Source organism: Rhodococcus sp. ACS1, from assembly GCF_002300155.1.
In the GTDB taxonomy this organism is placed as follows: domain Bacteria; phylum Actinomycetota; class Actinomycetes; order Mycobacteriales; family Mycobacteriaceae; genus Rhodococcus_F; species Rhodococcus_F koreensis.
The window spans coordinates 499,466-525,706 of the sequence record NZ_NSDZ01000005.1 but is presented as its reverse complement, the minus strand read 5'-3'; the positions used below and the strand labels follow the sequence as shown (position 1 = coordinate 525,706).

The following is a 26,241-nucleotide window of genomic DNA, read 5'->3' as shown; positions in this document are numbered from 1 at the left end:
CTCACTTCCGGCCCTCGATTACGCTGAAGCCGCAGGGCAGGAGCGTACTGCCGGTGAGTCCGAGGCCTGCGCGCTCGTAGAGGCGCGCGTAGTCCTGAATCGTTCGCTCCCGGCCGCCCGTCATGACCAGCATGGCGACGTCCACCACATTTCCCCAGACGTATCCGCCGTCCTCGCTGATCACCCGCTCCAGCACCAGGATCCTGCCGCCGGGCTCGAGTGCGTTCGCGCAATTGGTGAGGACACGTACCGAGTCGTCGTCGTTCATCGTGTGGAGAACGCTCTTGAGCAGATGGACGTCGCCCCCGCCAGGCACCTCTGTGAAACCGTCGCCGGGCACAATGCCACACCGCTCATCGACGCCATATTCCCGCAAGGTGTGACCGGCCCTGGCCAGCGAGAACTCCAGGTCGTAAATCGTGCCCCGCAGATGACCGTATTTGCGCAACAGCTGGGCGGTCACGATGCCGTAGCCACCGCCGACATCGACGACGTGCCGATTGTCCGCGAAATCGATCGCCTCCGCGGTCTCGAGACCGGCGCGGATCGAGATCTCGTGCCAGCCCAGATGGAAGCGCCGGGCGGAGTCGGGGTGCTCGGCCAGGTACTCGAAGAGGGATTTGCCGAAGAACTGGCCGAATCCTGTCTGCCCCGTACGAGCGCATTGGAGCAGCTCGCTCCAGGCCAGGTACGTTTCTGCGCCGGCAAAGAGCTCCACCTCGCTTGCGATCGATTCCGGATTATCCCTGCGCAAGAATTCGGCTCGCGGCGTGAGTGCGCATCTGTCCTGCTCGTCCACGGAGAAAATCCCCGCGCTCATCAGCAGGCGGAGGATCCGATTCAGCGCATCGGGATCAGTGCCGCTTCGTTGGGCGAGGTCGGCAAGCGCCAGTGGGCCCGCCGCCAGCAGATCGGCGAGCTCCAGCTCGACGGCTACGAACAAGCAGCTGGATATGTTGTAGCCGTGAACCATTTCTTTGACACAGAGACGGTCGGGCTTGTCACGGAAGTCGAAGTACATTGTGCGCCTTTGAATAGGTCGTGGAGTACAGCAATACGTGGAACTCCCGGACTCCCGGGCGTTCCACCAGCGTGAGGTTTCACCGCGTCGCGCGATAGATACCCAGGGGCTGGCAACCATTCACCCCCGCCCCGCACCGACGTAGGTTCAGGTGGTAGTCGCAGGGTCCGACTCCGACCCCAGATTTCGCACCAGCCAACGCCCGTCGACGAGATGCATGAGGACCGGGCACACGTACCGGGGATCGTTCGGCTGCCACAGGCCGCCCTCCAGCGCCGAGGCGTCGAGTACGTAGAGCGCCTCGACCCCCGGGGCGACCATCCTGGTGGCTGAACCGATTCCCCACGTCGCCGGATCCGGCAGCATCGCCCGGAACGACCGCAGATGCACGCGTTCGAAATGCACCCACAGCGGATGATCCGGCACAGGCCCGGCAAGGGCCGCCTCAACCGCTTCACTGTCCCAACCGTCAACAGTCATCTGATAGTGGTTGTCACGCACCCACTTCTGCGCGAGTACCGCCCGGAAGTCGGGGTCCACGTTCGGCCATACCGACAGCAGATCCCCGTCCACACACACCGGCATCAGGAATGCCCACGCCGCATTCACCAGATCTGTGTGCCCGAGAAACCGCACCAGTTCGGCCGGATCCACCGCACGAATCTGCCGGTACGTCTGCCGCACCTCGGGCGGCAACGAGTCGATCTGCTCGTCGGTCAGCTCCGGAAGGGCGGACACCGCCGGCACCGCACCGCGGTCCGAGGCGTCGTCCCGGTCGACCAGCAATGCCCGGACCGCGTCGACGAACCGTGGGGTCAGCCGGTCGAGTAACTCGAGCAGCTCCCCCACCGTGCGCGGCGGGAGCGTATTCCGGGCGACCAGCACGTGGATCCGCTCGAACACCGCTTCGGAGTCCAGATCGAGCTGATCGCAGAGGAATTCGTCGGGGTGGATCGCCTCGACGTCGAACGGGTCGAGGGCCGCAGGTGGGAAGTCCTTCGGATTCGCGGTCACGATCAATGCCGCACCGGACCGTACCGCCGCGGCCAGGACGTGCCGGTCCTTCGGATCGTTGGTCATCGCGGGAATCAACTCGCGGTACCCGCGTGACTCCTCCTCCGCGAACGGGAACGTTCTGCGCATCTGCTGGATCCGCCGCGCCGCCTGCTCCGGCGACTTACCGAACCTCTCCCCGGCCAGGTTGTGCTCCACCTCGTCGAGCAGATCCGGCGTCCACACCGGCCGGAACAACTCGGCATCGGCCAGGGTGAGCAGCAGGTTGTTCAGAGCCTGCGGAAGCAGGACGCACGCGTCGAGAACCACCCGAAAGGCAGCCACCGGTTGCCCTGCCCCTCGATCAGCGGGTCGAGACGAAGCCGTCAGCGGCGTCGCCGGGGTCCGGGGTTTCCTCGTGCGCCATCTCCTCGAACACCTGACCGCGTCGCGCACGCTCGTGTTGTCGGAAGGCCAGCACATCCGCCAACTCCACCCGCCGATGCCGGCCCGGCGACGAGTACGGAATCTTCCCGGCCTCCAGCAACCGCACCAACGTCGGCCGGGTAATGCCCAGCAGTTCGGCGGCCTCCTGCGTCGTCAGCACCGTCCGGTGCGGCTCCACCGTCACCGCCTGCCCCCGATCCAGAGCCGTGACCGCGTCGACGAGCAACCCGCGGACACTGTCCGGCAACGGCGCCGAACCCTCCGGGGTCGAGATAGTCACATCGCCCTGACCAGCGAGAACAAACTTCAACGCGGTGAGAAGGTCCCGATCGTCGGCGCCCGGCGGCAACACCGTGTGGTTCATCAGAGCGGCCATACCTCAACCATAAAACGAAAAAAACGAACACACAATGTCCTGAGCAGCGGACGAGGTGGCTCTCAGCCGAGTTCGTCGAGGAATTCCTCGACCACTTTCCGGTACTGCTCCGGCTGGTCGTCGTGGACGAGGTGCCCGGCCTGCGCGATGCGGACGTACTCGGCGCCGGGATGCCGCTCCGCCATGGTCCGCATCTGACCGTCCGGGGTGATGGTGAACTCCCCCTCGATCAGCAGGGCCGGAACGGTGATCGACGCCCACTGGTCCCAGAAGTGCCGGTCGCCCCACTCCGCCGAGATGTCGCGGAACGTGTCGACGTCGCCGTGCAGGTACCAGCCGTCGGCGCGCTTCTCGAACGACTCCAGGAAGTACTGTCCGGCAACCGGACCGAAGAACTCGAACAGATCCTCCCGGGTCGCGAACGGCTGCGGCCAGTTCGAGATCATCGCCGCCCAGTCGTCGGCGGTGCGGCCACGGAAGTCGGGGGCCATGTCTTCGAGGACGAGCGCCGACACCTTGTCCGGGTGCTCGGCCGCCAGGCACCAGGCGTGCAGGGCGCCCATCGAATGGCCGATCACCACCCACGGCTCGGTGAAGGCCGCGAGAGCCGCGGACAGATCTGCTACGAATGCTTCCGTCGTCAACCGCGACGGCGCGGGCCTGCCGTGGCCTGCGGCGTCGAACGTGAAGACGTGGCCGTGCTCGCGCAGCCACGGCACGTGCCGTCCCCACGTCCGGGCACTGCCCATCAGTCCGTGCAGCAGCAGAATCGGCTGTCCCGTCCCACCCTCGTCGTGCAACGCACTCTCACCCGCCACCACTCCGACGCTAGCGGAGTAATCTCGCCCGCATGGCAGTGGTGAAGATCAACGCAATCGAAATCCCCGAGGGTGCGGGGCCCGAACTCGAGAAGCGCTTCGCGGCGCGCGCGCACGCCGTGGAGAACTCTCCCGGCTTCCTCGGCTTCCAGCTCCTGCGTCCGGTGCAGGGCGAGAACCGCTACTTCGTCGTCACGCAGTGGGAGAGCGAAGAGGCATTCGCGGCGTGGCGCGACGGTCCGGCCCGGGAAGCACATGCGGGTGAGCGGAAGAAGCCGGTGGCGTCCGGGGCGTCGCTGCTGGAGTTCGAGGTCGTACTCGACGTCGCGGCGGCGAACAAGAGCTGAGCGGCGGGGGCGGGCCGAGGATTGACACGACGGCCCGCCGGGTGCAAAAGTTCGCAGGACAATGCGATGGTTCGGCAGGAATCCGGTGCAATCCCGGAGCGGTCGCGCCACTGTAAATCGGAGTAGTCCTTCACGGGAACCACCTCGACAGCCAGATACTGCGGCCATCGCCTGGACCTAGGGGACGCGAAATCCCAGGAGGAACTATGGCACTCGCCTACGCACCCGGCTCGTCGGTCGACACGACCCGTCTCGCCGTCATCTCTTTCGCGATCGTTCTGTTCGCGATGCTCGCTCTCTACCTCGTGGGATTCGACCAGGGCGCGATCTCGCGCAGTGGCATGTACATGCATGAATTGATGCACGACGGCCGCCACCTCCTGGGTCTGCCATGCCACTGACCGATTCCTTCACGAAACTCCTCATCCGCGGTCTGCTGGCCGGCCTGATCGCAGGCATCCTGGCCGGTGGCGTCGCGTTCGTTCTCGGTGAGTCGCACATCGACGCGGCCATCGCGATCGAGGAATCGCACAGCGCCGCCGAACCCGAAGGCCACTCGCACGACGCCACCCAGGCGGACGAGCCTGCCGGGCACTCGCACGACGAGGAAGACGCACTGGTCAGCCGCGACGGGCAGCGCTTCGGACTGTTCCTCGCCACGTCCCTCGCCGGACTGGCTCTCGGAGCGATCTTCGCCGTCGTCCTCCACTACGCGCGACGGCTGACCACGCTGTCGGGTCCGGTCTTCGGCATGTCGCTGGCCGCGCTCGGCTGGCTGGCGATCGAGGCCGTGCCGTTCTTCAAGTACCCCGCCAACCCGCCGGCCGTCGGCGATCCCGACACGATCAACCAGCGCACCTGGTTGTGGCTTGCCGCAGTCGCGCTGGGCCTGCTCGCCGTGGTGGCGTCCGTCTTCGCGGCGAAGGCCGTCGCCGCGCAGGAGTTCCTGTCGGTGCGGATCGCGGCGCCGGTTGTCGCGTTCCTCGTGGTGGCGACCATCGGATACCTCGTGCTGCCCACGATCAACGAAGTGGGTGACGACTTCCCCGCCGTGCTGCTGTGGCAGTTCCGGCTGTCGTCCCTCGCGACGCAGGCCACGCTGTGGCTGGTTCTCGGACTCGTGTTCGCGTTCCTCACGGAGCGTGCCACCCGGGCCACGGCGCCCGCGTCGGCGAACGCCTCTGCCTGACCATGTGAGTGGCACGGTGTGCTGGAGCACACCGTGCCACTCACATGGGATGGGTGTCCCAACGGGCCGGGTCCGTCTCCAGGGCGGCCCGGTCCCAGCCACCCCGATCGGCGGCCGCATCGTACGTGCTGTGCAGGAACTTCAGTAGAGCCGCATCGGGGTCGTCCGCGGTGCGGACGGTCTCGTACGGCAGCAGGAACTGCCGGAACTCCGCGCTGTAGAACGCGCCGTCCGGCCCGACCGGGTAGTCGGCGAAGCCGTCCGGTTCCGGATAGGCGTACGCGTAGAACGCGCCCTCGACGCCACCGCCGGGCCAGAATCCACAGCTGCTCAGCTCGTGTGAGTAGCCCTCGACCATCACCCAGTCGCCGCAGTTCGGCGCTCCCCCAGGATGAGTGGGCGCGCTTCGACCGGAGAACCGGGTACAGGCCAGGTCGAGCGCACCCCAGAAGAAGTGCACGGGACTGACCTTCCCGATGAAGTGGGCACGGAACTCGTGCAGCACACGATCCGCCTGCACGAGCTGCCGCCAGAACCGGTGCACCGACTCACCGTCGTACGAGCAGTGCTGCGTGTCCTCGGCGAACGGAACAGCCGTCTCCACCTCGTTGGGCCTGGCCAGGATGGTCGTCGTCACGCCCAGTTCGGCCAGCGTGTCCATCGTCTCCGCATAGAAATCGGCCACCGACTTCGGTTCGAGCGCAACCGTTCCGGTTCCGCCCGCGCTCGTGCGGATCACCAGCCGATGGTCGACGAAGTCGAATTCGATGTCGAAACACTCGGTGCCGTACGGGACGGTCGACGTGGTGAGACCGCGGGGGCTCACGTACAGCGGCACCTGCCACCAGTGGTTGATCAGCGGTGCGTGGGCCAGGCGGATCTTCCCGACGATCTGCGTCCACATGTGCAGGGTGTCCCTCGTCGGCGTCCACTCGTCCACCTTCAACGCCGGCCATGCATCTCCGGATCGTGTCTGCTCGCGCACAGTGCCTCCCTGCCGACGACGTGCTTTTCAATGTGCTCCCCGTCCGGAGTGATGGCAAGGTGCCGCACCGATACCCGAGTAGGGGTGGCCGCCACTCCCCGGGGTGATGTGCCCGCGATGTCACCGATACCAGCATTGGGGACATGACCACTCGCACCGCACCACCGGCCCCGCAGACGGTCGAACACGCGTTCTGGCTGCTCGGGCTCGCCCTGTTCGCCGGCGTGGTGGAGGCGATTGCACACGCGTCCACCGCACTGGAGAATCCGGACGCCGACGTCGCCGGGCTCGCCGGACAACTCGCGGTCCGTGTTCTCGTCTACGCCGCGGTGCTGTTCGTCATGACCCGGTTCCGCAGCGGCAGGGCGTGGGCGCGGGGTGTCCTCGCGATCAGCCTCGGCGCCTTCGGCGTCACGTCGCTCGTGGCGGAGCCGATCGCCTGGATGACGGCGTGCGATGACCCGATGTCCGCCGTCTCCGGTCTGACGCTCGACGTCGCGGTGATCGCGCTCGCCCGGCTCACGCACCTCGCGGCGGTGATCGCCGCACTGGCACTCATGTTCCGGGCTGACGCCAACCGGTACTTCGCCCGCTGCTAGGTGACCGGCGCCGCGCTCGCCTGCGTCAGGAGCTGCAGGAACACGTCCTTCGGCTGCGCACCGGATACCGCGACCCGGCGGTTGGCGACGAAGAACGGCACCCCCGACACCTGCAACGCACGAGCGGTGTCGAGATCGGCCCGGACCGCGTCCGCACCGGCATCGGAATCGAGTTCGGCGCGCACCGTGTCGGCGTCGAGCCCGGCCCGCGCCGCGATGTCGACGAGCACCTCGCGGTCGTCGATCACGGCGCCCTCACCGAAGTGGGCGCGGAACAGTCCCTCCACCACGGCATCTCGCCTGTCGCCCGCGAGGTGGATCAGCCGGTGCGCGTCGAAGGTGTTGGCGGCGACGACCGTGTCGAAGTCCAGTCGCAGACCCTCGTCGGCCGCCGTCTGCGCGACGTGCCCGAACATCTGACGGACCTGCTCCGCCGACAGCCCCTTGCTCTCCACCAGGGCGTCGAGTTCGGTGCGCCGCTCCCCGACCGGGGTGTCCGGGGACAGCTGGTACGACCGCCACGTCACGTTGACCCGGTCGCGCCCCTCGAACTCGTCGAGGGCCGACAGGAAACGGCGCTTGCCGATGTAGCACCAGGGGCAGGCCACGTCGGACCAGATCTCGATCTCGATGTCGCCGTCGTGCTTCTGCTGTGTCGTCACAGTTCAGTGGAACAGATCGGTGCCGGATTCTGTTCCGGCTCGTTCCGCTCAGAGGATGTCTTGGCTCGCCGTGGTGTATTTACGCCCGCCGAATTCGACCGAACGGTACGGTGAGGGTGTCGACACGGCGAGAGTAACGTCGTATCGATCGTGCCGCTGAACGAGGGGCGCTCGTCGCGATGCCCGGACAATCGACGGCCGATGGTTGCGGAACCCGAACTCCTCCAGGAGTAGCCATGGTTTACGTCTCTTCACCGAGCAAGTCCGTCGAATCAGTCGGAATCGTGCTGATCGCCGTCGGAGTCGTCCTGCTCTCACTTCTCACCCTCTACCTGGTCGGCTTCGACCAGGGTGCGATCTCCCGAAGTGGCATGTACCTGCACGAATTGATGCACGACGGACGCCATCTCCTGGGAGTCCCCTGTCACTAGTTCCACCCCTACGGAGCGCGCGATGAACTCTCCAGCAGAATTCGAAGCACAGGCGAACAGAGTGGCGGGGTACGGCCCCCTCCATCACGAAGAGATGGATTCGCCGTACTACCTCCCCAATTCCGCGTTCGACGCGCTGCGGCACGTGCTGCACGACGTCGGCGGCCAGCCCGCCCTTCCCGTCGCGTACGAGGAGAAGGTCGAAGAGGACTGGGAGATGAGCACGTACGTCACGTGCGAATGCCTCGGCTGGCGGGGCGTGTGGAACTCGGAGGAACGCCGTCGCGCCGAGAACGACCTGGGTGCCACGCTCTACTTCGGATTGCCGTACTACGCGCGGTGGATCACGGTGGCTGCCAAGACACTCATCAACAAGGGCCTGATCACGCCGGACGAACTCTCCGCCAAGATCGACGAAGTGCGGGCCCGGACCGCCGGCGGACCTACGGCGGGAGGCCGGTCATGACGAAGTTCGAGATCGGCGACCGCGTCACCGTCAAGGATGCGACGTCGATGTTCCACACCCGCACGCAGGCATTCATCCGCGGGCACACCGGCGTCGTCGTCGAACACCGCCCGGAGTGGGTGATCCCCGAGGACGAGGCGTGGGGACGCGTCGACGACGGCCGGACCGAGCCGTTCTACGTCGTCCGCTTCCAGCAGACCGACCTCTGGCCCCGCTACACCGGATACGAGATCGACACCTTGGAAACCGAGTGCTCCGAGCGCTGGCTCGAGCCGGCAGGAGAGGCCGACACATGACGCATTCGCACGACGATCACGCCCCGATCCAGGCCTCGGAGGAGGTCAGCGAATTCGAGATCCTGGAAACCGCCATCCGGGAACTGTCCATCGAACACGGACTGTTCTCCCGCGAGGATCACCGGCGCTTCTCGGAATGGGCCGAATCGGTAGGGCCGTCGGGTGGTTCGAAGTTGGTCGCGAAGGCGTGGGTGGATCCGGAATTCAAGAAGCGCCTACTGGCCGACGGCACCGAGACCTGCAAGGAAGTGGGGATCGACTGGCGCGACCCCACCGGGTCGGGCACACCGAGCGACTACACGTACTTCTACGTACTGGAGAACACCCCGAAGATGCACAACGTCATCGTCTGCACGTTGTGTTCGTGCTATCCGCGGCCCGTCCTCGGCATGTCCCCGGACTGGTACCGCACACCCAACTACCGCCGCCGGCTGGTGCGCTGGCCCCGCGAGGTGATCGCGGAGTTCGGTCTGCACTTCCCGTCGGACGTCGAAGTGCGCGTGCATGATTCGAATCAGAAATCGCGATTCATGGTGATGCCGATGCGCCCCGAGGGCACCGAGGGGTGGAGTGAGGAACAGCTGGCGTCGATCGTCACCCGCGACACCATGATCGGCGTCGCCGTCCCGCAGGTCGACTGGACGGCGACCACACCACCCTCGGACAACGGAGGAGCCGCGCGATGATGGCAGACAGGGGCTACGACGTCATCCTGAACACGTTGACACCGGCGACAACTCGCGACGACGTGACGCTCCCGGACCTCGACCGCAAGCCCGACCCGTGGGAATCGAGCATGCAGGCCACCGCGGAATGCCTGTCCTGGCGTGGCGCCTGGGACAATCTCGACAGGCGCCACACCGAGGACCAGCTGGGCGAAACCATCTACCGCGAGTTCCCCGTCCGCTCCCGGTCCGTCGTCGCCACCGCGCACGCGCTGATGGACAAGGGCGTCATCAGCCCGGACGAACTTCAGGCGAAGATGGAGGAAATACGCGCACGGTTCAACCGTCGGTAGCCGGCACTCAGGATTCGAGTGCCGCGTCCAACGTGATCTCGACGCCCGTGAGCGCCTTGCTCACCGGGCACGACTCCTTCGCGGCCTGAGCGGCCTTGGCGAAGCCGTCGGCGTCGAGCCCGTCCACCTCACCGCGGACCGTCAGCTTGATGCCGGTGAGCTTGAAACCCGGGTTGTCCGGCCCGAGTGAGACATCGGCCTTCACCTCGAGGCTCTGCGGGGTTCCGCCTGCCTCCGCGATGAGTGCGGACAGCTGCATCGCGTAGCAGGACGAATGCGCCGCCGCGATCAGCTCCTCCGGGCTGGTGGTTCCACCCGCCTCCTCCGCCGCGCGCTTCGGGAACGAGACGTCGAAGGTCGCGACACCGGAACTGGTGAGTTCCACCTGGCCGCTTCCCTGTTCGAGTGATCCGTTCCAAGCGGTCCGTGCGGTACGTGTCGGCATGCCACATCCTCTCGTGGTTCTTCGGTTTACGTGTCGAACCTACTCGTACCTGGCGCACATCCGCAGCGCCCGGGAACGCAGGGCGGCCCGCAGATCGTCCGGCGCCAGCACTTCTGCGTCCTCGCCGAGCGACCACAGCACGCCGCTCGCGTGGGAGTCGTCGCCGAACACCACTTCCAGGCGCACCCGGTCGCCGTCGGCGGGCTGCTCGGATCGGACGGCGTAGGCACGCTCCGCCAGAACGTCGCGGCACTCCCGGCGGACGAGAACGTCGACGACGATCGGTGTGCCGCGTGCCCGGAACGCCGAACGGCGATGCTCCCAGATCGCGGCGAGGTCGATGTCGGCCGGTCGCTGTGCCGGTTCGTCGAGTTCGCGGACGTCCGCGATCCGCTCGAGCCGGTACGTCCGGTCGCGGCCGGCGTCCGTCGCCACCAGGTACCACCGTCCCCCCGCGTGGATGAGACCCTGCGGGTCGATGACCCGCCACACCGGTTCGTTGCCCCGCGACGGGTAGAGGATGCTCAGGCGCCTGCCCACGAACACCGCTTGCTGGATCAGCCCGAGGTGGTCGTCGACCGGTTCCGGATCGGTCAGCCACGAACCCTGGGTGACGAACACCCGCTCCGCCACCTTCGTCGCCGCGGCCCGGTGCGCGTCCGGCATCGCCGCGACCACCTTGCGCATCGCCGACGCGAACGCCGGCGCCATGCCCAGCGACTCCGAGGTCACCGCGGAGCCCGCCGCCAGCAGGGCCTTGGCCTCGTCGACGGTCAGGCCCGTGAGGTCGGTGGTGAATCCCGGGAGCAACTCGAAACCGCCGTCCCGGCCGCGTTCGGCGTACACCGGGATCCCCGCCGTCGACAGCGCATCGATGTCTCGCAGCACGGTGCGCGGCGACACCTCGAGTTCGCGGGCCAGCGCCGCAGCCGACATTCGCCCACGGTTGCGGAGCAGGAGGACGAGCGAGAGCAGACGGTCGGCGCGCATGCGGAAAGTCTGTCAGAAATACACGACAGAGGATGTCATGTATTGCGGCGATAGTTGCCTCATGACAAACACGACAGATCCCCGGCCCCTGTACCGCGAAGCCCTCACCTGGACCACCGGTCTCATCGAGAACGTCCGCGAGGACCAGTTGACGGCATCCACCCCGTGCGCCGACTTCGACGTCCGCACCATGCTCGGCCACCTCGTCGCCACCGTGGAGCGTGCCCGCGTGATCGGTGAGGGCGGCGACCCGGCCACCGTTCCGCTCGTCGTCACCGACATCCCCGACGAGGGCTACGCGGACGCCTACCGGTCGGCCGCCGACCGCATGTGGCCCGTCTGGACCGACGACAGCCGCCTCGACGCAACGGTGACCGCCCCGTGGGGCACCGTCCCCGGCCGCGCCGCGATCTGGGGCTACATCAACGAGACGCTCGTGCACGGCTGGGATCTGGCGGTCGCCACCGGCCAGCCCTCCGAAACCCGCCCCGAACTCGCGGAGGCCATGCTCGCCGTCGCACAGCGCGCGATCCCAGCGGAACCACGCGGCGGGCACGTGCCGTTCGCGGACGTGGTCGAGCCGCACCCCACCGCCGGTCCCACCGAACGCCTCGTCAACTGGTCGGGACGCAAGAGCATCTGACCCGCACACACGAACGGGCCGCCGGTGGAAACCACCGGCGGCCCGTCTCGTTCGACTACTGCCCGACTACTCCGAGTCGGCTGCGCCCGACTTGGCCAGGTCGACCGGAACCTCGTCGGGCACCGTGACCGGCTTCGTCTCGCCGCGGAACGTGAACTTCGCGTCCTCGCCCGCGCCTTCGCCGTCCCAGTTCTCGACGTCGACGTACACGATCTGACCGGGGCCGACCTCGCCGAAGAGGATCTTCTCCGACAGCTGGTCCTCGATCTCGCGCTGGATGGTGCGACGCAGCGGCCGCGCACCCAGGACCGGATCGAAGCCACGCTTGGCCAGCAGCGACTTCGCCTTGTCGGTGACCTCCATCGTCATGTCCTTGTTCTTCAAGGCCACCTCGACGCGCGCAACCATCAGGTCCACCATCTGAACGATCTGCTCGGTGGTGAGCTGGTGGAACACGACGATGTCGTCGATGCGGTTGAGGAACTCGGGCCGGAAGTGCTTCTTCAGCTCGTCGTGCACCTTGAGCTTCATCCGCTCGTAGTTCGACTCGTCGCCCTTACCGGACGTGAAGCCGAGACCCACTGCCTTGGAGATGTCCGACGTGCCGAGGTTCGAGGTGAAGATGAGCACCGTGTTCTTGAAGTCCACGGTCCGGCCCTGACCGTCGGTGAGACGGCCGTCTTCGAGCACCTGCAGGAGGGTGTTGTAGATCTCCTGGTGTGCCTTCTCGATCTCGTCGAACAGCACCACGCTGAACGGCTTGCGGCGCACCTTCTCGGTGAGCTGTCCGCCCTCTTCGTAGCCGACGTAGCCGGGAGGGGCACCGAACAGCCGCGACGCGGTGAAGCGGTCGTGGAACTCACCCATGTCGATCTGGATGAGAGCGTCGTCCTCACCGAACAGGAAGTTGGCGAGCGACTTGGCCAGCTCGGTCTTACCGACACCGGACGGGCCGGCGAAGATGAACGAACCGGACGGACGCTTCGGGTCCTTCAGGCCGGCACGGGTACGACGGATGGCCTTGGCGACAGCCTTGACCGCGTCTTCCTGACCGATGATCCGCTTGTGCAGCTCCTCCTCCATACGGAGCAGACGGGTGGTCTCCTCCTCGGTGAGCTTGAACACGGGGATACCGGTCCAGTTACCCAGGACCTCGGCGATCTGCTCGTCGTCGACCTCGGCGATGACGTCCAGGTCACCGGAACGCCACTGCTTCTCCCGCTCCGCACGCTGAGCGACGAGGGTCTTCTCCTTGTCGCGCAGGTTCGCGGCCTTCTCGAAGTCCTGCGCGTCGATCGCGGACTCCTTCTCGCGGCGGGCGTCGGCGATCTTGTCGTCGAACTCGCGGAGGTCCGGCGGTGCGGTCATCCGGCGGATGCGCATCCGTGCTCCGGCCTCGTCGATGAGGTCGATGGCCTTGTCCGGCAGGAAGCGGTCATTGATGTAGCGATCGGCCAGGGTGGCCGCGGCGACGAGTGCACCGTCCGTGATGGACACGCGGTGATGCGCCTCGTAACGGTCGCGCAGACCCTTGAGGATCTCGATGGTGTGCTCCACCGTCGGCTCGCCGACCTGCACCGGCTGGAAGCGGCGCTCGAGTGCGGCGTCCTTCTCGATGTACTTGCGGTACTCGTCGAGGGTGGTCGCACCGATGGTCTGCAGCTCACCGCGGGCCAGCTTCGGCTTGAGGATCGAGGCCGCGTCGATGGCGCCCTCGGCCGCGCCGGCACCCACCAGGGTGTGCAGCTCGTCGATGAACAGAATGATGTCGCCGCGGGTGTTGATCTCCTTGAGGACCTTCTTCAGGCGCTCTTCGAAGTCACCGCGGTAGCGGCTGCCTGCCACGAGCGACCCGAGGTCGAGCGTGTACAGCTGCTTGTCCTTGAGCGTCTCGGGGACCTCGCCGTTGACGATGGCCTGAGCGAGACCTTCGACGACGGCGGTCTTACCGACACCGGGCTCACCGATCAGCACGGGGTTGTTCTTGGTACGGCGCGACAGCACCTGCATGACGCGCTCGATTTCCTTCGAGCGGCCGATGACGGGGTCGAGCTTGCCTTCGAGGGCCGCCTGGGTGAGGTTGCGACCGAACTGGTCGAGCACCAGCGACGTGGACGGGGTGCCCGCCTCGCCACGAGTGCCGCCGGATTCGGCCGGCTCCTTGCCCTGGTAACCGGAAAGCAGCTGGATGACCTGCTGACGGACCCGGTTGAGATCGGCGCCGAGCTTCACCAGAACCTGCGCTGCGACGCCTTCACCCTCGCGGATGAGGCCGAGCAGGATGTGCTCCGTACCGATGTAGTTGTGTCCGAGCTGCAGTGCCTCGCGCAGGCTGAGCTCCAGGACTTTTTTGGCACGCGGGGTGAAGGGGATGTGGCCGGACGGGGCCTGCTGGCCCTGGCCGATGATCTCCTCGACCTGGCTGCGCACTCCTTCGAGGGAGATGCCCAACGACTCCAGCGACTTGGCAGCGACACCTTCGCCCTCGTGAATGAGGCCGAGCAGGATGTGCTCCGTACCGATGTAGTTGTGGTTGAGCATCCTGGCTTCTTCTTGAGCCAGGACAACAACGCGCCGTGCGCGATCGGTGAACCTCTCGAACATCGCTCTCCCTCACACTTTCCGACGTGCAGTCACGAGACCGGGTGTCTCGTCCCTGTTCGCCGCGTTTCGCTCCGGCACTACAAGCAGATCGCCAGCGCCTGCTCCGAGGGCAGAAGCCCCGAACCGACGAAGGTTCCACGACCCCAGCTATTACTCTAGTTGGCTGCCGATCGACCTGCTGCCCCTCCACCCCTTTAGGTGGGCGAGCACGCCTGCTTATTCGTATTTAACGCCCCAGCTCCGGCAATCGTTTCCCCTTCGCTGTACGCCTGGAGCGAACAGGTCCGGTGGTGCCTGTGAAGGGCACCCGGTCGATAGAGGCCGGCGGCCCGCTCCCCGAGGGGGCGAGACCTGCGTATCCGGACAGGGTATGTCGACGAGCTGTGAGTTCGCCACCCATTCGTTTCCGCCGGGGTCGGCGGCGTTACCCAGCGGGTTGCCCAGGCCTCCCCCCGGTAACTGGCGGCAGATGGATCTCGCGGGGGGCTACCCCGCGACAGGGGCGACGAAACTGCACGGCACCACGCGCGGATTGTCGCGGTCCAGCGCGTTCAGGACGAAACCGGCGGCGCGGGCGGAGCCGGCGACGGCGACGTGGTCGGAATAGTCCTGCTGGCACCCGTCCTGGACGACGATGTTGGTGGTGTCCGGCCCCGGCTCGAGGCCGCTCGTGTACGGGACGACCAGTTCGTCGTAGCGGGTGACGATGTTCGTGTACTCGATCCCGGGGACGTAGACCCCGCCCGCGCGCATGCGGTCGATGAACTTCGACCCCTGAAGCATCTCGGGACACGCCTGGCAGACGGGGAAACCTGCCGCCACCGCGTCGTCGACGCCGAGCGAACGCAGGAACCGGCCTGCACTGATCTGATCGTTTCCGTACGTGCCCTGCCACGGCGGGGCGAGCGACACGATCTTCGCGACCTTGTCCGCACCCCCGAAGAACTTCACGTAATTATTCGCCTGCACCGTGCCCTGGGAATGTCCCACCAGGTCGACTTTCGCGGCGCCCGTACTCGCCAGCACCTGATCGACGAACGCGGCGATCTGAGCGGTGCCGATGTCGATGGGCGTCATTCCGCCGATCGCGTCGAGCGGCCAGGGCAGGTCGGGGAAGTTGCCGTAGGTGAGGGAGTACACGCAGTAGCCCTCGTTGGCGAGCAGGGGTGCATACACCGCCCAGTTGGTCTGGCGCGCGCCTCCCGTCCCGTGGACGAGGACCACCGGTTCGGGATGCGCGTCACTCGGCCGGCAGGACCAGTCGTTCGAGCCCGGGGCCGAACCGTCCGGATTTCCCAATTCGAGGGGCACTCCGGCGAGGAACGAATCCGGCACCGGATAGGCAGGCGCTGCAGATGCCACCCCGGCCCACATAACGAAAGCCAGGAACAGAATCCCTGAAACGGACACGCAGCGGCGCACAGCTACCCCCAGACTCCCCGAATGTCGGATCAGAGCGGGACGGTAACAGTCCAGGTCGCCTTGCGGAGCGAATCAGCGAATTCTGTTCCCAGCTAACTTTCAGTTCGCCTTGTTGTAGGCCTCGATAATTTCGGCGGAGATACGGCCGCGCGCAGAAACCTTTTTGTTGTTCTTGCGCGCCCATTCCCGGATAGCGGCGCTCTGTTCCCGGTCGACCGAAACTCGGGACTTGGTGACGGCCGGGGCCGCCACCGCTTTGCCGCGCTTGCGCGAGCTCACCTTGCGCGCGTGGGAAACCCACACGTCGAGCTGCTCGCGCAATTTCGCCGCATTCTCCGAGGAAAGGTCGATCTCGTACTGAACACCATCGAGTCCGAACTCGACCGTCTCGTCGGCAGACGCCTCTTGATCGACATCGTCGATCAGGGTGACAGTGACCTTCTTAGCCATGGGATGAAATTCCTCTCGAATGAAGCGACGTCTCATCGTCAACGTGAGCTACGACCCGAGGTAACCATACCCCTGTTCTTCCGATTCGGAATACGAGGAATGGATCGAATTTATCCGCGCGAATTCACCCCCAGCGAATCAGCGAGAAGAAGGCCGAACAATGGGAAAGAGGATTGTTTCGCGGATTCCCAATCCCGTCAATGCCATGAGCAGACGGTCGATTCCCATTCCGGTACCGGTGGTCGGCGGCATTCCCTGCTCCATTGCGGCGAGGAATTCTTCGTCGAGGGCCATCGCCTCGTCGTCGCCGGCCGACGCGAGACGCGCCTGATCGACGAACCGCTCACGCTGGATCACCGGATCGACCAATTCCGAATAGCCCGTGGCCAACTCGAACCCACGGATGTAGAGGTCCCACTTCTCGGTCACCCCGGCCTTGCTGCGGTGGTCACGAGTCAGCGGCGACGTCTCGACCGGGAAATCACGGACGAAAGTCGGCTCGAACAACTGGTCGCCGCACTGGTGCTCCCACAGTTCCTCGACCAGCTTCCCGTGCCCGTAACCCTTGTCCTTCGGGACTTCGAGGCCCACCTTCTCGGCGAGAGCCAGCAATTCCTCGACCGTGGTATCCGGAGTGACCTCGACACCGATCGCCTGCGACAGCGACGGATACATCTCGAGGGTCTTCCATTCACCGCTCAGGTCGTATTCGGTGCCATCGGCAAGAGTGACGACCTGCGAACCGAAAGCGGCCTGCGCCACCTCCTGAACGAGTTCGCGGATCATGACGGCCGAATCGTCATATGTGCCGTAAGCCTCGTACGTCTCGAGCATCGCGAATTCCGGCGAGTGCGTCGAGTCGACGCCCTCGTTGCGGAAATTCCGGTTGATCTCGAAAACCTTCTCGATACCGCCCACGACGCACCGCTTCAGGAACAGTTCGGGGGCGATCCGGAGATACAGGTCGATGTCGAGGGCATTGGAATGCGTGATGAAGGGACGGGCCGCCGCGCCACCTGCCACCGTCTGCAGCATCGGCGTCTCGACCTCGAGGAACCCGCGACGCTCGAGCGCGTTCCGGAGCTCACGGACCACTGCCACACGCTTACGCGCATTGTCCCGCGCCTCGGGGCGCACGATCAGATCGGCGTAACGCTGCCGGACCCGGGACTCCTCGTTCATCTCCTTGTGCGCAACGGGCAGGGGCCGGAGCGACTTGGACGCGATCTGCCACGAATCGGCCATCACGCTCAGCTCACCGCGACGGGAGCTGATCACCTCACCGTGCACGAACACGAAGTCACCGAGGTCGACATCGGCCTTCCACGACACGAGAGCGTCCTCGCCGACAGCAGCGAGACTGATCATCGCCTGCAGCTGGGTGCCGTCGCCTTCCTGCAGCGTCGCGAAGCACAACTTGCCCGTGTTGCGCACGAAGATCACCCGGCCGGCGACACCGACCTGGTCGCCCGTGGTCGTGTCGGGCTCGAGGTCCGGATACTTGGCGCGGATCTCCGCCAGCGAGTGGGTGCGCGCCACCGACACCGGGTACGCCTCGCGTCCCTCCGCGAGAATGCGCTCACGCTTCCCCTGGCGGATCCGAAGCTGCTCGGGGGTGTCGTCGACTGGCTGGGCTGCTACTTCACTCACGGGTCACCAGCCTAATCGACAGCCGGTCGTGCCCCTATTCAGAGGTCAGCGTTCATCCCGACGGCTCGTTGTCAGCACCGACCGACGGCTCGCCGTCAGTGCGCCGAGACGGTGGCCAACTCCCGCACGCAGTGCTGCGTCGCGATGAGCGACCCCAGCAGCCCCGCCGCCTTGATCGCCTTGTACCCGCCGACGAGGTCGGTCGCCTTGTGCAGACCCAGCTCCTGCAGGGCCGCCGCGGCCAGGCTCGACGTGTAGCCCTCGGAGCAGACGATGATCCACTCGACGTCGTGATCCACCGACAGCGCCAGGTGCGCCGAGCTGGTGGGATCGCAGCGCCACTCGAGGACGTTGCGTTCGATGGCGAGCGCGCCGGGCAGCGTCCCCTCGATCGCGCGCTGCGCCTGCGGGCGGATGTCCACCACGATCGCGCCGCGCGCCACGGCCTCGGGCAGCTCGAACGCGTACATCCGGTCGATCTTGGTGCGGGCCTCTTCGAGCATCTGGTCGATATTCACTTCGAACCGCCCTCGGGGAGATCGGTGAGCTCGGTCCGGGTACGGCGCAGCGTGCCGTGGTCCGTGACCTCGTAATAGGACATGGCCGACAATGGCGGCGAGTAGGCGTGCACACTCAGCGTCGGCGTCACCGCCTGTGCCCCGGGTGCGTCCGGCGCCCGCACCACGTCGTGGACCCAGCCGAGCGGAAACGAGGCCTGATCGCCGGCGTCGAGGATGCGGTGACGCAGTTGATCACCCGCCCAACGGAACTCGGACAGCGCGCCGCTGAGAACGGTGAGCGCACCGAAAGATCCTGCGTGGTCGTGTAATTCGGTATTCCGGTCGGGAACCCAGCTGATCAGCCAGACGTCGACGTCGTCGTCCGAGTAGAGCCGGGTCGACCAGCGCTCGTCGGTGGGCCAGCTCTGCGGGAGCAGGACGTCGTGGCGGCCGTCGAGGACCTCGGAAGCACCCTGATCGGTGATGCGCAGCAGGTCAGCCGGGCGAAGACGGGTGGGTACAGATGCAGAAGAATACGTTGCGAGCACGAGAGAGACTCCCAGAAGTGTGAATTGGTCAAGGCAGCGTTCAGCCTCGACAACACTCCTGAGCACTCGTGCAGAGATTCACGGGAACCATTCTGACATAACTTCCGCGAAGAGGGAACCCATCAGTCGAGCGGACTGCGACGCGCTCCCTTGCGGGCCTGATTCCGCTCGTAGACCAGGCGCAGCCCTTCGAGCGTGAGATCCGGTTCGTGCTCGTCGACGGTCTCCGTCTCGGGCATGATCAGCGGCGCACGGTCGCCGGTCGCGATCACCACCACGTCGGAACCGGAGAAGGCGGGCAGTTCCCTGCGCACCCGGCGGACCAGTCCGTCGACGAGGCCGGCGAAACCGAACACCGCACCCGACTGCATGCATTCGACGGTGTTCTTGCCGACGACGGAGCGCGGCCGCACCAGTTCGACCTTGCGCAGCGCCGCCGACTGCGACGCGAGTGCGTCCGAGGAGATCTCGAGGCCGGGCGCGATGGCGCCGCCGAGGAACTCACCCTTCGCGGACACGACGTCGACGCACGTGGACGTCCCGAAGTCGACCACGATGCACGGCGCGTCGTAGAGGTGATGCGCCGCAAGACTGTTCACGATCCGGTCGGCGCCGACCTCTTTGGGGTTGTCGACGAGCAGCGGAACACCGGTTCGCACCCCGGGTTCCACCAGCACGTGCGGGACGTGCCCCCAGTACCGCGTCAGCATCACGCGGATCTCCCGCAGCACCGACGGCACCGTCGACAGCGCGGACACCCCCGTGATCTGATCGGTGTGCGCGCCGAGGAGCCCGCGGAAGATGAGCGCCAGTTCGTCGGCCGTCATCCTGGCATCGGTGCGCATCCGCCAGTCCTGCACCAACTTCGAATGTTCACCGGTACCGGTGAACAGCCCGAGAACGATGTTCGTGTTCCGGACGTCGACGGTGAGGAGCACGGGTTACACCAAACTGGATTCGCGCTCGGCGTCGAGCGTCGACAGCATGCGCGGGGTGATCAGGCCGGAGCCCTCCGGCGCGTGCGCCGGGTCGGCACCGAGTTCGACCGGCGTGTTCGCGGCGTCGACGAACACGACGCGCGGCTCGTAGTCGCGCACCTCCTGCTCGTTCATGACGCCGTAGGCGATGAGGATGACGAGATCGCCGGGCTTGACCAGATGCGCTGCCGCACCGTTGATCCCGATGACACCGCTTCCCCGCTCGCCGGCGATGACATAGGTTTCGAGCCGCGCGCCGTTGTCGATGTCGACGATGCACACCTGCTCACCCTCGAGGAGGTCGGCGGAATCCATCAGATCCTGGTCGACCGTCACCGAGCCCACGTAGTGCAGGTCGGCGTGTGTGACGGTGGCGCGATGGATCTTCGACTTCATCATGGTGCGAAACATGTTCCGGTCCTTACTCTTCTAGCGGGAAAGAAGTTCGTCTGTCGCCGACGCGTCCGACGCCTCGGTGTCACGTTCGAGGAAACCGGTGCCGACGGCGACACCGACGTTGTCGATCAAGCGGGTGTTTCCGAGCCTGGCGGCGACGAGCAGCCGGCCATCGCCTCGCGCGGGGGCCGGACCGAGGTCGACGCCCCGCACCTCGAGGTAGTCGACCTCCACCTCGGGGGTGGACGCCAGCACCTCGCGCGCGGTGGCGAGGATCGCCTCGGCGCCACCGGCCGCGGCGTGGGCACCGGCGATCAGGGCCGCGGACAACGTCGTCGCCGCGTTCCGCTGATCCTCGTCGAGGTAGCGGTTCCGCGAGGACAGCGCGAGTCCGTCGTGTTCACGCACGGTGGGCACGCCGAAGATGCGGACGTCGAAGTTCAGGTCGGTCACCATCTGCCGGATCAGCGTCAGCTGCTGGTAGTCCTTCTCGCCGAAGTACGCGACGTGCGGTGCGGCGATCTGCAGCAGCTTGGCGACGACGGTCAACATGCCCGCGAAGTGCGTGGGCCTGGACGCGCCCTCCAGCTCCGCGCCCAGCGGTCCGGGATGGATCGTCGTCCGCGGACCGGCCGGGTACATGGTGGCCGCGGTCGGCACGAACGCCAGCTCGACTCCGGCTTCACGCAGCAGTTCGAGATCGGCGTCGAGGGTGCGCGGGTAGGCGTCGAGGTCTTCGCCGGCACCGAACTGCAACGGGTTGACGAAGATCGAGACGATCACCACCGCGCCGGTGAGCTTGGCCTGCCGCACCAGCTCCAGGTGACCCGTGTGGAGGGCTCCCATCGTGGGCACGAGCGCGACCTGGCGGCCGACGCCGCGCAGCGCCTTCGAGACCCGCGTCAGCACGCTCGGGTCGTGGTGCACGGTCAGTTCGCCGCGCTTGTATCCGCCCTGCAGATCACTCACGGGGCTCACCTCCGGTCTTCCAGGATGTCCAGCAGTTCAGGTGGGGCGCCGGCGCGCTGCGCCGACCTCAGCGAGAGGGCCCGGTAGCCGGCCGCAATCCGCGGATCGACTTCCTCGAGGACGCGCAGATGCGTGGCCACCGCCTCGGAGTCGCCCCGGGCGACGGGCCCGGTGAGCGCCGCGGGTCCGCGGCGCAGGGCGTTGTCGAGCGCCGCGGACAGCAGCGGCTGCAGAACTCGTTCGGCCAGGCCGTTCGGATCGTCGCCGATCAACTCCTGGCCGAGCAGTTCCTGGCCTTCGAGCGCGACTCGCAGTGCGGCGACGGCGTCGACGACGAGCGTGACCAGGTGGTTGCTGCCGTGAGCGAGAGCGGCGTGGTACAGCGGCCGCATGTCCTCGCGGACCCGCACCGGCTCGCCGCCGATCTCGAGAACCAGCGACTGCGCGATCGCGTAGCCGATGTCGTCGGCGGCGGTGATACCGAAACAGGCGGATGCGAGACGGACCGTGTCCTCGTCGTGGCCGGTGAACGTCATCGCGGGGTGAATCGCGAGCGGAACGACACCCTGCTCGGTGAGGGGGCCGAGGATCCCGATGCCGTTCGCGCCGGACGTGTGGGCCACGATCGCGCGACCTGGCACGGCACCGGTGGAGGCCAGCCCCGCGATCAGTGACGGCAGTTCGGCGTCGGGGACAGCGAGAATGAGCAGTTCGGAGCGGGCCGCGACCTCCGCGACCGGCAGAATCTCGGTCTCGGGAAGCCGGGTACGTGCCCGATGCCGTGACGCGTCGGAGACGGCCGAGCAGGCGACGACGACGTGACCCGCCCGCTCCAACGCGGCACCGATTGCTGTTCCGACCCGGCCGGCGGAGACGATTCCTACTGTCAATCTCGCAGGCGCAGGGCCATTAGTGATCCCGAAAGAGGTCACCTTCGTCCTCTCGTTCGTTCCAGTCCCGCTCGGCGGGTACCAGACGTTCCACGGTGAGGATAGCCCGGCTCGAACTCGGCCCGCCATGCGCAGGCAGAGTGATATACGCCTCACACCGTGCGGGTTGATCCTCGGGCGAGTCGGAGCCTATTCGGCCCGGCGACGCCTGCCTCCGGCGCTCTGGGACGCCCCCGACGCGGACTGCATGTTGGCCATGATCTCGGCGACGGACAGCCCGTTCGAGTGCGCGCCCGAAGAGTCGTCGTCCTCCGCCGCCCGCCTGCGGCCCCGCCGCCCCTCGGGCTCCGGCTCGGCCGCCTCGGGCTCAGGCTCCGGCTCGGGGTCCGTGGGCTCTGGTTCCGGCTCGGCGACAGGCGCGGGCGCGACCTTCGCGACGGGCGCGGGCGCGGTGACCGGCGCGATCTTGGCAACAGGCTCCGGCGTGGGCTCCGGTTCCGGTTCGACCTCGATCTCGGGTTCGGTCTGTCCGGCGCCGGCGGGCTCGACGATGGACGTCTCGGCGGTGACCGGATCGTCGTCGGGATTCGCGAAATGCGAAGACTGCGCGGAACCGCTCTGATGCCCGGCTCCCGCGGCGTGCCCCGCGCCCGGGATGTACAGGCCCGAGGCGGCCGGCTGATAGCTGCTGTACGAGCCGCCTGCGAGTTCCTGCACACGCGTCGAATCCGCCCGCAGCGCGATCCGTTCGGTCGGCATCGCGCCGTCGAACAGTGCCTCGAGATTCTTGCGGAGCGACGAGAGTTCGGCGCGCAGCGCGGCGAGTTCCTCTGCATCGGCACGCACTTCGCTGCGCACCCGCTTCTCGACGGTGAGCTCGTATTCGCGCCGTGCCGAGATCTCCCGCTCGAGCTGCAACTCGTAGACGGTCTGGAGGTCGCTGACCTTCGCCTTGTCGAGCGCCGACTCGCGCCGGTACTTCGTCATGGCGATGGCACCGACCGTGGCGGCCCAGAGCGCGGCCACCAGTCCCACGCGCAGGAGTTGGACGCTGTCGCTGAAGATCAGGAACAGGGACGCGATCACCGCGAGAGCGAGCAGACCCGCAACGATCATCTGGCTCGCGCTGCGCCTGTTGCGGCGCGCAGACTTGAGGCGACCAGGATTCGTCATGGTGCCAAGGGTACTTGGCCGCGAAGGGTGCACCGCGCATTCCATCCGACCTGCGGCGATCCCCTGTGCCCTAATGCGCGGGCTCGTCCGAGGGGTCGTCGGGGGTGCGGCAGCAGTGTTCCAGCCACAGCGCCGCACCGACGAGCGCCAGTGCCGCGACGAGACCGACCCACGCGCCGGGACTGTCCGAGCCGGCGGCGCGCAACACCGACTGCTGCGGAAGCAGGTACAGCAGGAAGCCTCCCCACACCCCGGCCGTCGCGGCGCCGACGAGTGCGGATGCCTTGGCCAGAGCGGCAACCCGGGCGGCGGTGATCGGGTGCAGCTGACGCGGCCCGTCACCCACCTGATGGTTACTGACCCGGGATCGCACCATGAACGCGAGCACGACCTCGATCAGCGCGACCGGATACAGCGACGCCCCCGCGTACACGGGGATGGGCGGGAACGACCCGTAGAACACGCGCACCAGGATCCAGGTGGCGGCGACGGCGAGCGCGGCGAGGAACAGCAGATCCCAGATGCGGGTGGGTTTCATCGTGCCCGTCGGCTCCGGCTTCATCGCGACCGCCGGTCCAGGGCGAGGTCCGTCCGGTGCACACCGGCCCGCTCTTCGGCGTCCAGCAGCGGCAGCAGCGCGTCCACGCGGGTCGTCGTGCCGTCGACCGGCAACGCGGCGTCGGGTTCGACGTCCAGCCACGGAATCAGCACGAAGGCACGTTCGTGAGCTCGCGGGTGCGGCAACGTCAGTTCCGGGTCGTCGCTGCGGATGTCGTCGCACGTGACGACGTCGACGTCGAGCGTGCGCGGACCCCACCGTTCGACGCGCACCCGGTCGGCGGCGGCCTCGAGTTCCTGCCCACGCCGCAGCCAGCCGTAGCCGTCGAGGGCGGGATCGTCGGCGACGAGGACCGCGTTGAGAAAGTCCTGCTGCTCGACGCCGCCCCACGGCGCCGTCGAATACACCGGGGACACCGCAACGACCGCGTCACCCAGACCGTCGAGGACGGACTGCAGGTGGGCAAGGCTGTCGCCGACGTTCGACCCGATCGACAGCACCGCGCGACTCATGGTCTCGACCTGTGCGCCACCACCGCGACGTCCGCGAAGGTCAGCGGGATCGGCGCGGACGGCTTGTGCAACACCACCTCAGTGCTCCGGACGCGGGGGTCGGTCATCACCCCGTCCGCGATCTCGGCCGCCACGGTCTCGATCAGGTCCCGGGAGGGGCCCGCGATGATCGCGGCCGCACGCTCGGCGAGGCCGCCGTAGTCCAGGGTGTCTCCGAGGTCGTCCGACGCCGCGGCGGGCGCGAGGTCCATCCAGACGGTGATGTCGACGTAGAAGTCCTGACCGTCCCGCTTCTCGTGGTCGAAGACACCGTGATTGCCGCGAACCTTCAATCCGCGCAACTCGATTCGATCACTCACGTCCGGCTGCACCTCTCGTCCAGGCCTCGGCGACCGCGATGGCGTCGAGCGAGGCCTGTGCGTCGTGCACACGCACTCCCCACGCTCCGTGGGTCGCGGCGAGCGCCGACACGACGGCGGTCGCGGTCTCCCGGCCCGCAGGGGGACGGGGTTCGCCGTCCGCATCCGCGAGCAGCGAACCCAGGAACCGCTTGCGGGATGCGCCGACGAGAACGGGGAATCCCAGCTCGTTGAACTCGGGCAGCGCCTTCAGCAGCGCCCAGTTGTGATCGGAGTTCTTCGCGAAACCGAGACCCGGATCCAGCACCAGCGAGCCCGGATCCACCCCGGCCTTCACGGCAAGGTCGACCTGCGTCATCAGTTCGTCCCGGACCTCACGGACCACGTCGTCGTAGTGGTCGGCGGTACCGCGGTGCACGTAGTCGCCGGCCGAACGCCAATGCATCAGGATCCACGGAACTCCGGCGTCCGCGACCACCGACGCCATCGCCGCATCGGCACGACCACCGGCGACGTCGTTGATGATCGACGCGCCCGCGCCGATCGCGGCCTCCGCGACGGACGCCCGCATCGTGTCGACGCTGACGCAGATGCCCTCGGCGACCAGGTCCGCGATGACGGGTGCGACCCGTCCGGCCTCGACGTCGGGATCGACCCGCGCCGCGCCCGGCCGGGTGGACTCGCCGCCGACGTCGACGATGTCGACGCCGAGACGCTTCAACGCGAGACCGCGTTCGAGCGCCGCGTCACGATCGAGGAAGCGTCCGCCGTCGGAGAAGGAATCGGTGGTGACGTTGAGAATCCCCATCACCACGGTGCGGCCCGGTGAGGGCAGCTCGATCACGGTCACTTCCGCAGAATAAGGTCCAGAGCCTCGGAACGTGAGGCCGCGCTGGACTGGAGCAGACCACGCACCGCGGAGGTGGTGGTACTCGCACCAGGCTTGCGGATCCCCCGCATCGCCATGCACAGGTGCTCGGCCTCGATGACCACGATCGCACCGCGCGGATCGAGCTTGCGCATGACGGCGTCGGCGATCTGGCTGGTCAGACGCTCCTGGACCTGCGGGCGCTTGGCATACAGGTCGACCACGCGGGCCAGCTTCGACAGCCCGGTCACCTTGCCCGTCCGGCCCGGGATGTACCCGACGTGCGCGACCCCGTGAAACGACACGAGGTGGTGCTCACACGTGGAGTACAGCGGAATGTCGCGGACGAGCACCAACTCCTGGTGCCCCTCGTCGAACGTCGTGTTCAACACGGTGTCCGGATCGGTGTACAGGCCCGCGAAGACCTCGCGGTACGACCGCGCCACGCGGGCGGGCGTATCGCGGAGTCCGGGACGATCAGGGTCTTCACCGATCGCGATCAGCAGTTCCCGCACCGCAGCCTCGGCACGCGGCTGATCGAACACCCGGCCTGTCTCGAGTGCCACGGGCTCACTACCGAGATGATTCACCGACAACCGAAACTCCTCCAGTACCGGGACCGATCGTCCCGAAGCAAC

At 67.0% G+C, this 26,241-nt stretch carries 34 protein-coding genes and 1 riboswitch; of the genes, 10 read left to right on the top strand and 24 right to left on the bottom strand.

Going from position 1 to position 26,241, the window contains the following annotated elements; all coding sequences use genetic code 11:
* Position 1: 1 nt before the first annotated feature.
* From CJ179_RS23190 to CJ179_RS23175, 4 genes are all read right to left on the bottom strand, one after another.
* The gene (locus CJ179_RS23190; protein ID WP_072947380.1) at positions 2-1,021 is read right to left on the bottom strand and encodes a methyltransferase; all 1,020 of its coding nucleotides are present in this window, start codon (positions 1,019-1,021) and stop codon (positions 2-4) included.
* A 147-nt stretch (positions 1,022-1,168) separates the two neighbouring features.
* On the bottom strand, positions 1,169-2,359 hold the full coding sequence (locus CJ179_RS23185) for a putative toxin-antitoxin system toxin component, PIN family (RefSeq protein WP_095863006.1): 1,191 nt from the start codon (positions 2,357-2,359) through the stop codon (positions 1,169-1,171).
* A gap of 19 nt (positions 2,360-2,378) precedes the next feature.
* Positions 2,379-2,837, bottom strand: a complete 459-nt coding sequence (locus tag CJ179_RS23180; protein ID WP_072947378.1) for a helix-turn-helix domain-containing protein — start codon at positions 2,835-2,837, stop codon at positions 2,379-2,381.
* Positions 2,838-2,899: 62 nt separating this feature from the next.
* The gene (locus tag CJ179_RS23175; protein WP_072947377.1) at positions 2,900-3,655 is read right to left on the bottom strand and encodes an alpha/beta fold hydrolase; all 756 of its coding nucleotides are present in this window, start codon (positions 3,653-3,655) and stop codon (positions 2,900-2,902) included.
* Between the two features lie 32 nt (positions 3,656-3,687).
* Between CJ179_RS23175 and CJ179_RS23170 the strand changes: the two genes are divergently transcribed.
* The 3 genes from CJ179_RS23170 (at position 3,688) to CJ179_RS23160 (ending at position 5,191) form a co-directional block, all read left to right on the top strand.
* Positions 3,688-4,002 (top strand): antibiotic biosynthesis monooxygenase, encoded by a 315-nt coding sequence (locus tag CJ179_RS23170; RefSeq protein ID WP_012691525.1) that lies wholly within the window; start codon positions 3,688-3,690, stop codon positions 4,000-4,002.
* 50 nt (positions 4,003-4,052) lie between these two features.
* Positions 4,053-4,186: riboswitch (cobalamin riboswitch) on the top strand.
* A gap of 22 nt (positions 4,187-4,208) precedes the next feature.
* Positions 4,209-4,403 (top strand): CbtB domain-containing protein, encoded by a 195-nt coding sequence (locus CJ179_RS23165; RefSeq protein ID WP_005244930.1) that lies wholly within the window; start codon positions 4,209-4,211, stop codon positions 4,401-4,403.
* Positions 4,394-5,191 carry a CbtA family protein gene (locus tag CJ179_RS23160; RefSeq protein WP_095863005.1) on the top strand — a complete coding sequence of 266 codons (798 nt, stop codon included), beginning with the start codon at positions 4,394-4,396 and terminating at the stop codon, positions 5,189-5,191. The genes CJ179_RS23165 and CJ179_RS23160 overlap by 10 nt, the downstream gene beginning before the upstream one ends.
* Positions 5,192-5,231: 40 nt before the next feature.
* On the opposite strand, the gene CJ179_RS23155 is transcribed toward CJ179_RS23160, so the two are convergent.
* Positions 5,232-6,176: a DUF5996 family protein gene (locus tag CJ179_RS23155; RefSeq protein WP_095863004.1), complete on the bottom strand. Its 945-nt coding sequence runs from the start codon at positions 6,174-6,176 to the stop codon at positions 5,232-5,234.
* Between the two features lie 143 nt (positions 6,177-6,319).
* On the opposite strand from CJ179_RS23155, the gene CJ179_RS23150 reads away from it, so the two are divergent.
* Positions 6,320-6,775 (top strand): hypothetical protein, encoded by a 456-nt coding sequence (locus CJ179_RS23150; RefSeq protein WP_095863003.1) that lies wholly within the window; start codon positions 6,320-6,322, stop codon positions 6,773-6,775.
* Here the strand turns inward: CJ179_RS23150 and CJ179_RS23145 are convergent.
* On the bottom strand, positions 6,772-7,437 hold the full coding sequence (locus CJ179_RS23145; protein ID WP_095863002.1) for a DsbA family protein: 666 nt from the start codon (positions 7,435-7,437) through the stop codon (positions 6,772-6,774). The two genes, CJ179_RS23150 and CJ179_RS23145, sit on opposite strands and share 4 nt — an antisense overlap.
* A gap of 236 nt (positions 7,438-7,673) precedes the next feature.
* Here CJ179_RS23145 and CJ179_RS23140 point away from each other — a divergent pair, with 236 nt between their 5' ends.
* Genes CJ179_RS23140 through CJ179_RS23120 form a run of 5 tightly spaced genes read left to right on the top strand, consistent with a single transcriptional unit; the run spans position 7,674 to position 9,648 of the window.
* Positions 7,674-7,868 carry a CbtB domain-containing protein gene (locus tag CJ179_RS23140; protein WP_072947372.1) on the top strand — a complete coding sequence of 65 codons (195 nt, stop codon included), beginning with the start codon at positions 7,674-7,676 and terminating at the stop codon, positions 7,866-7,868.
* 22 nt (positions 7,869-7,890) lie between these two features.
* The gene (locus CJ179_RS23135) at positions 7,891-8,334 is read left to right on the top strand and encodes an SH3-like domain-containing protein (protein WP_072947371.1); all 444 of its coding nucleotides are present in this window, start codon (positions 7,891-7,893) and stop codon (positions 8,332-8,334) included.
* Positions 8,331-8,630: an SH3-like domain-containing protein gene (locus CJ179_RS23130; protein WP_095863001.1), complete on the top strand. Its 300-nt coding sequence runs from the start codon at positions 8,331-8,333 to the stop codon at positions 8,628-8,630. The genes CJ179_RS23135 and CJ179_RS23130 overlap by 4 nt, the downstream gene beginning before the upstream one ends.
* Positions 8,627-9,316: a thiocyanate hydrolase subunit gamma gene (gene scnC / locus CJ179_RS23125; protein ID WP_095863000.1), complete on the top strand. Its 690-nt coding sequence runs from the start codon at positions 8,627-8,629 to the stop codon at positions 9,314-9,316. The genes CJ179_RS23130 and scnC overlap by 4 nt, the downstream gene beginning before the upstream one ends.
* On the top strand, positions 9,313-9,648 hold the full coding sequence (locus CJ179_RS23120) for an SH3-like domain-containing protein (RefSeq protein WP_095862999.1): 336 nt from the start codon (positions 9,313-9,315) through the stop codon (positions 9,646-9,648). The genes scnC and CJ179_RS23120 overlap by 4 nt, the downstream gene beginning before the upstream one ends.
* Positions 9,649-9,655: 7 nt before the next feature.
* Here the strand turns inward: CJ179_RS23120 and CJ179_RS23115 are convergent, their stop codons facing one another.
* Both CJ179_RS23115 and CJ179_RS23110 read right to left on the bottom strand, forming a co-directional pair.
* A complete protein-coding gene (locus CJ179_RS23115) occupies positions 9,656-10,093 on the bottom strand; it encodes an OsmC family protein (RefSeq protein ID WP_005244949.1) in 438 nt (145 codons plus the stop codon).
* Between the two features lie 39 nt (positions 10,094-10,132).
* On the bottom strand, positions 10,133-11,083 hold the full coding sequence (locus CJ179_RS23110; protein WP_072947367.1) for a YafY family protein: 951 nt from the start codon (positions 11,081-11,083) through the stop codon (positions 10,133-10,135).
* Positions 11,084-11,144: 61 nt separating this feature from the next.
* Between CJ179_RS23110 and CJ179_RS23105 the strand changes: the two genes are divergently transcribed.
* Positions 11,145-11,726 carry a TIGR03086 family metal-binding protein gene (locus tag CJ179_RS23105; protein ID WP_095862998.1) on the top strand — a complete coding sequence of 194 codons (582 nt, stop codon included), beginning with the start codon at positions 11,145-11,147 and terminating at the stop codon, positions 11,724-11,726.
* A 66-nt stretch (positions 11,727-11,792) separates the two neighbouring features.
* Here the strand turns inward: CJ179_RS23105 and CJ179_RS23100 are convergent, their stop codons facing one another.
* The 16 genes from CJ179_RS23100 to folE all read right to left on the bottom strand — a co-directional run bounded on the left by CJ179_RS23100 (position 11,793) and on the right by folE (position 26,199).
* On the bottom strand, positions 11,793-14,330 hold the full coding sequence (locus tag CJ179_RS23100; RefSeq protein WP_072947365.1) for an ATP-dependent Clp protease ATP-binding subunit: 2,538 nt from the start codon (positions 14,328-14,330) through the stop codon (positions 11,793-11,795).
* 486 nt (positions 14,331-14,816) lie between these two features.
* The gene (locus CJ179_RS23095; protein ID WP_095862997.1) at positions 14,817-15,752 is read right to left on the bottom strand and encodes a triacylglycerol lipase; all 936 of its coding nucleotides are present in this window, start codon (positions 15,750-15,752) and stop codon (positions 14,817-14,819) included.
* 99 nt (positions 15,753-15,851) lie between these two features.
* Entirely contained in the window at positions 15,852-16,202 is a 351-nt protein-coding gene (locus CJ179_RS23090) for an Lsr2 family protein (protein ID WP_072947363.1), read from the bottom strand.
* A gap of 138 nt (positions 16,203-16,340) precedes the next feature.
* A complete protein-coding gene (lysS, locus tag CJ179_RS23085) occupies positions 16,341-17,852 on the bottom strand; it encodes a lysine--tRNA ligase (protein WP_095862996.1) in 1,512 nt (503 codons plus the stop codon).
* 95 nt (positions 17,853-17,947) lie between these two features.
* A complete protein-coding gene (locus CJ179_RS23080; RefSeq protein ID WP_095862995.1) occupies positions 17,948-18,370 on the bottom strand; it encodes a rhodanese-like domain-containing protein in 423 nt (140 codons plus the stop codon).
* A complete protein-coding gene (locus CJ179_RS23075; protein WP_072947361.1) occupies positions 18,367-18,900 on the bottom strand; it encodes a cysteine dioxygenase family protein in 534 nt (177 codons plus the stop codon). Before CJ179_RS23075 ends, CJ179_RS23080 begins: the two co-directional genes overlap by 4 nt.
* A gap of 122 nt (positions 18,901-19,022) precedes the next feature.
* On the bottom strand, positions 19,023-19,838 hold the full coding sequence (locus CJ179_RS23070) for a type III pantothenate kinase (protein WP_072947360.1): 816 nt from the start codon (positions 19,836-19,838) through the stop codon (positions 19,023-19,025).
* 3 nt (positions 19,839-19,841) lie between these two features.
* On the bottom strand, positions 19,842-20,288 hold the full coding sequence (gene panD / locus CJ179_RS23065) for an aspartate 1-decarboxylase (RefSeq protein WP_095862994.1): 447 nt from the start codon (positions 20,286-20,288) through the stop codon (positions 19,842-19,844).
* 18 nt (positions 20,289-20,306) lie between these two features.
* On the bottom strand, positions 20,307-21,242 hold the full coding sequence (gene panC / locus CJ179_RS23060) for a pantoate--beta-alanine ligase (protein ID WP_072947400.1): 936 nt from the start codon (positions 21,240-21,242) through the stop codon (positions 20,307-20,309).
* A 5-nt stretch (positions 21,243-21,247) separates the two neighbouring features.
* The gene (locus CJ179_RS23055; RefSeq protein ID WP_095862993.1) at positions 21,248-22,174 is read right to left on the bottom strand and encodes a Rossmann-like and DUF2520 domain-containing protein; all 927 of its coding nucleotides are present in this window, start codon (positions 22,172-22,174) and stop codon (positions 21,248-21,250) included.
* Between the two features lie 147 nt (positions 22,175-22,321).
* Positions 22,322-23,305 carry a DUF6779 domain-containing protein gene (locus CJ179_RS23050; RefSeq protein WP_095862992.1) on the bottom strand — a complete coding sequence of 328 codons (984 nt, stop codon included), beginning with the start codon at positions 23,303-23,305 and terminating at the stop codon, positions 22,322-22,324.
* A gap of 70 nt (positions 23,306-23,375) precedes the next feature.
* Complete coding sequence (locus tag CJ179_RS23045) at positions 23,376-23,843, bottom strand: DUF3180 domain-containing protein (RefSeq protein WP_179377657.1); 468 nt, start codon at positions 23,841-23,843, stop codon at positions 23,376-23,378.
* Positions 23,844-23,863: 20 nt separating this feature from the next.
* Positions 23,864-24,376, bottom strand: a complete 513-nt coding sequence (folK, locus tag CJ179_RS23040) for a 2-amino-4-hydroxy-6-hydroxymethyldihydropteridine diphosphokinase (RefSeq protein ID WP_095862991.1) — start codon at positions 24,374-24,376, stop codon at positions 23,864-23,866.
* Entirely contained in the window at positions 24,373-24,735 is a 363-nt protein-coding gene (folB, locus tag CJ179_RS23035; protein ID WP_072947354.1) for a dihydroneopterin aldolase, read from the bottom strand. Before folB ends, folK begins: the two co-directional genes overlap by 4 nt.
* Entirely contained in the window at positions 24,728-25,585 is an 858-nt protein-coding gene (folP, locus tag CJ179_RS23030) for a dihydropteroate synthase (RefSeq protein WP_083395653.1), read from the bottom strand. The genes folB and folP overlap by 8 nt, the downstream gene beginning before the upstream one ends.
* Positions 25,582-26,199 (bottom strand): GTP cyclohydrolase I FolE, encoded by a 618-nt coding sequence (gene folE / locus CJ179_RS23025; RefSeq protein ID WP_043826734.1) that lies wholly within the window; start codon positions 26,197-26,199, stop codon positions 25,582-25,584. Before folE ends, folP begins: the two co-directional genes overlap by 4 nt.
* Positions 26,200-26,241 lie beyond the last annotated feature (42 nt).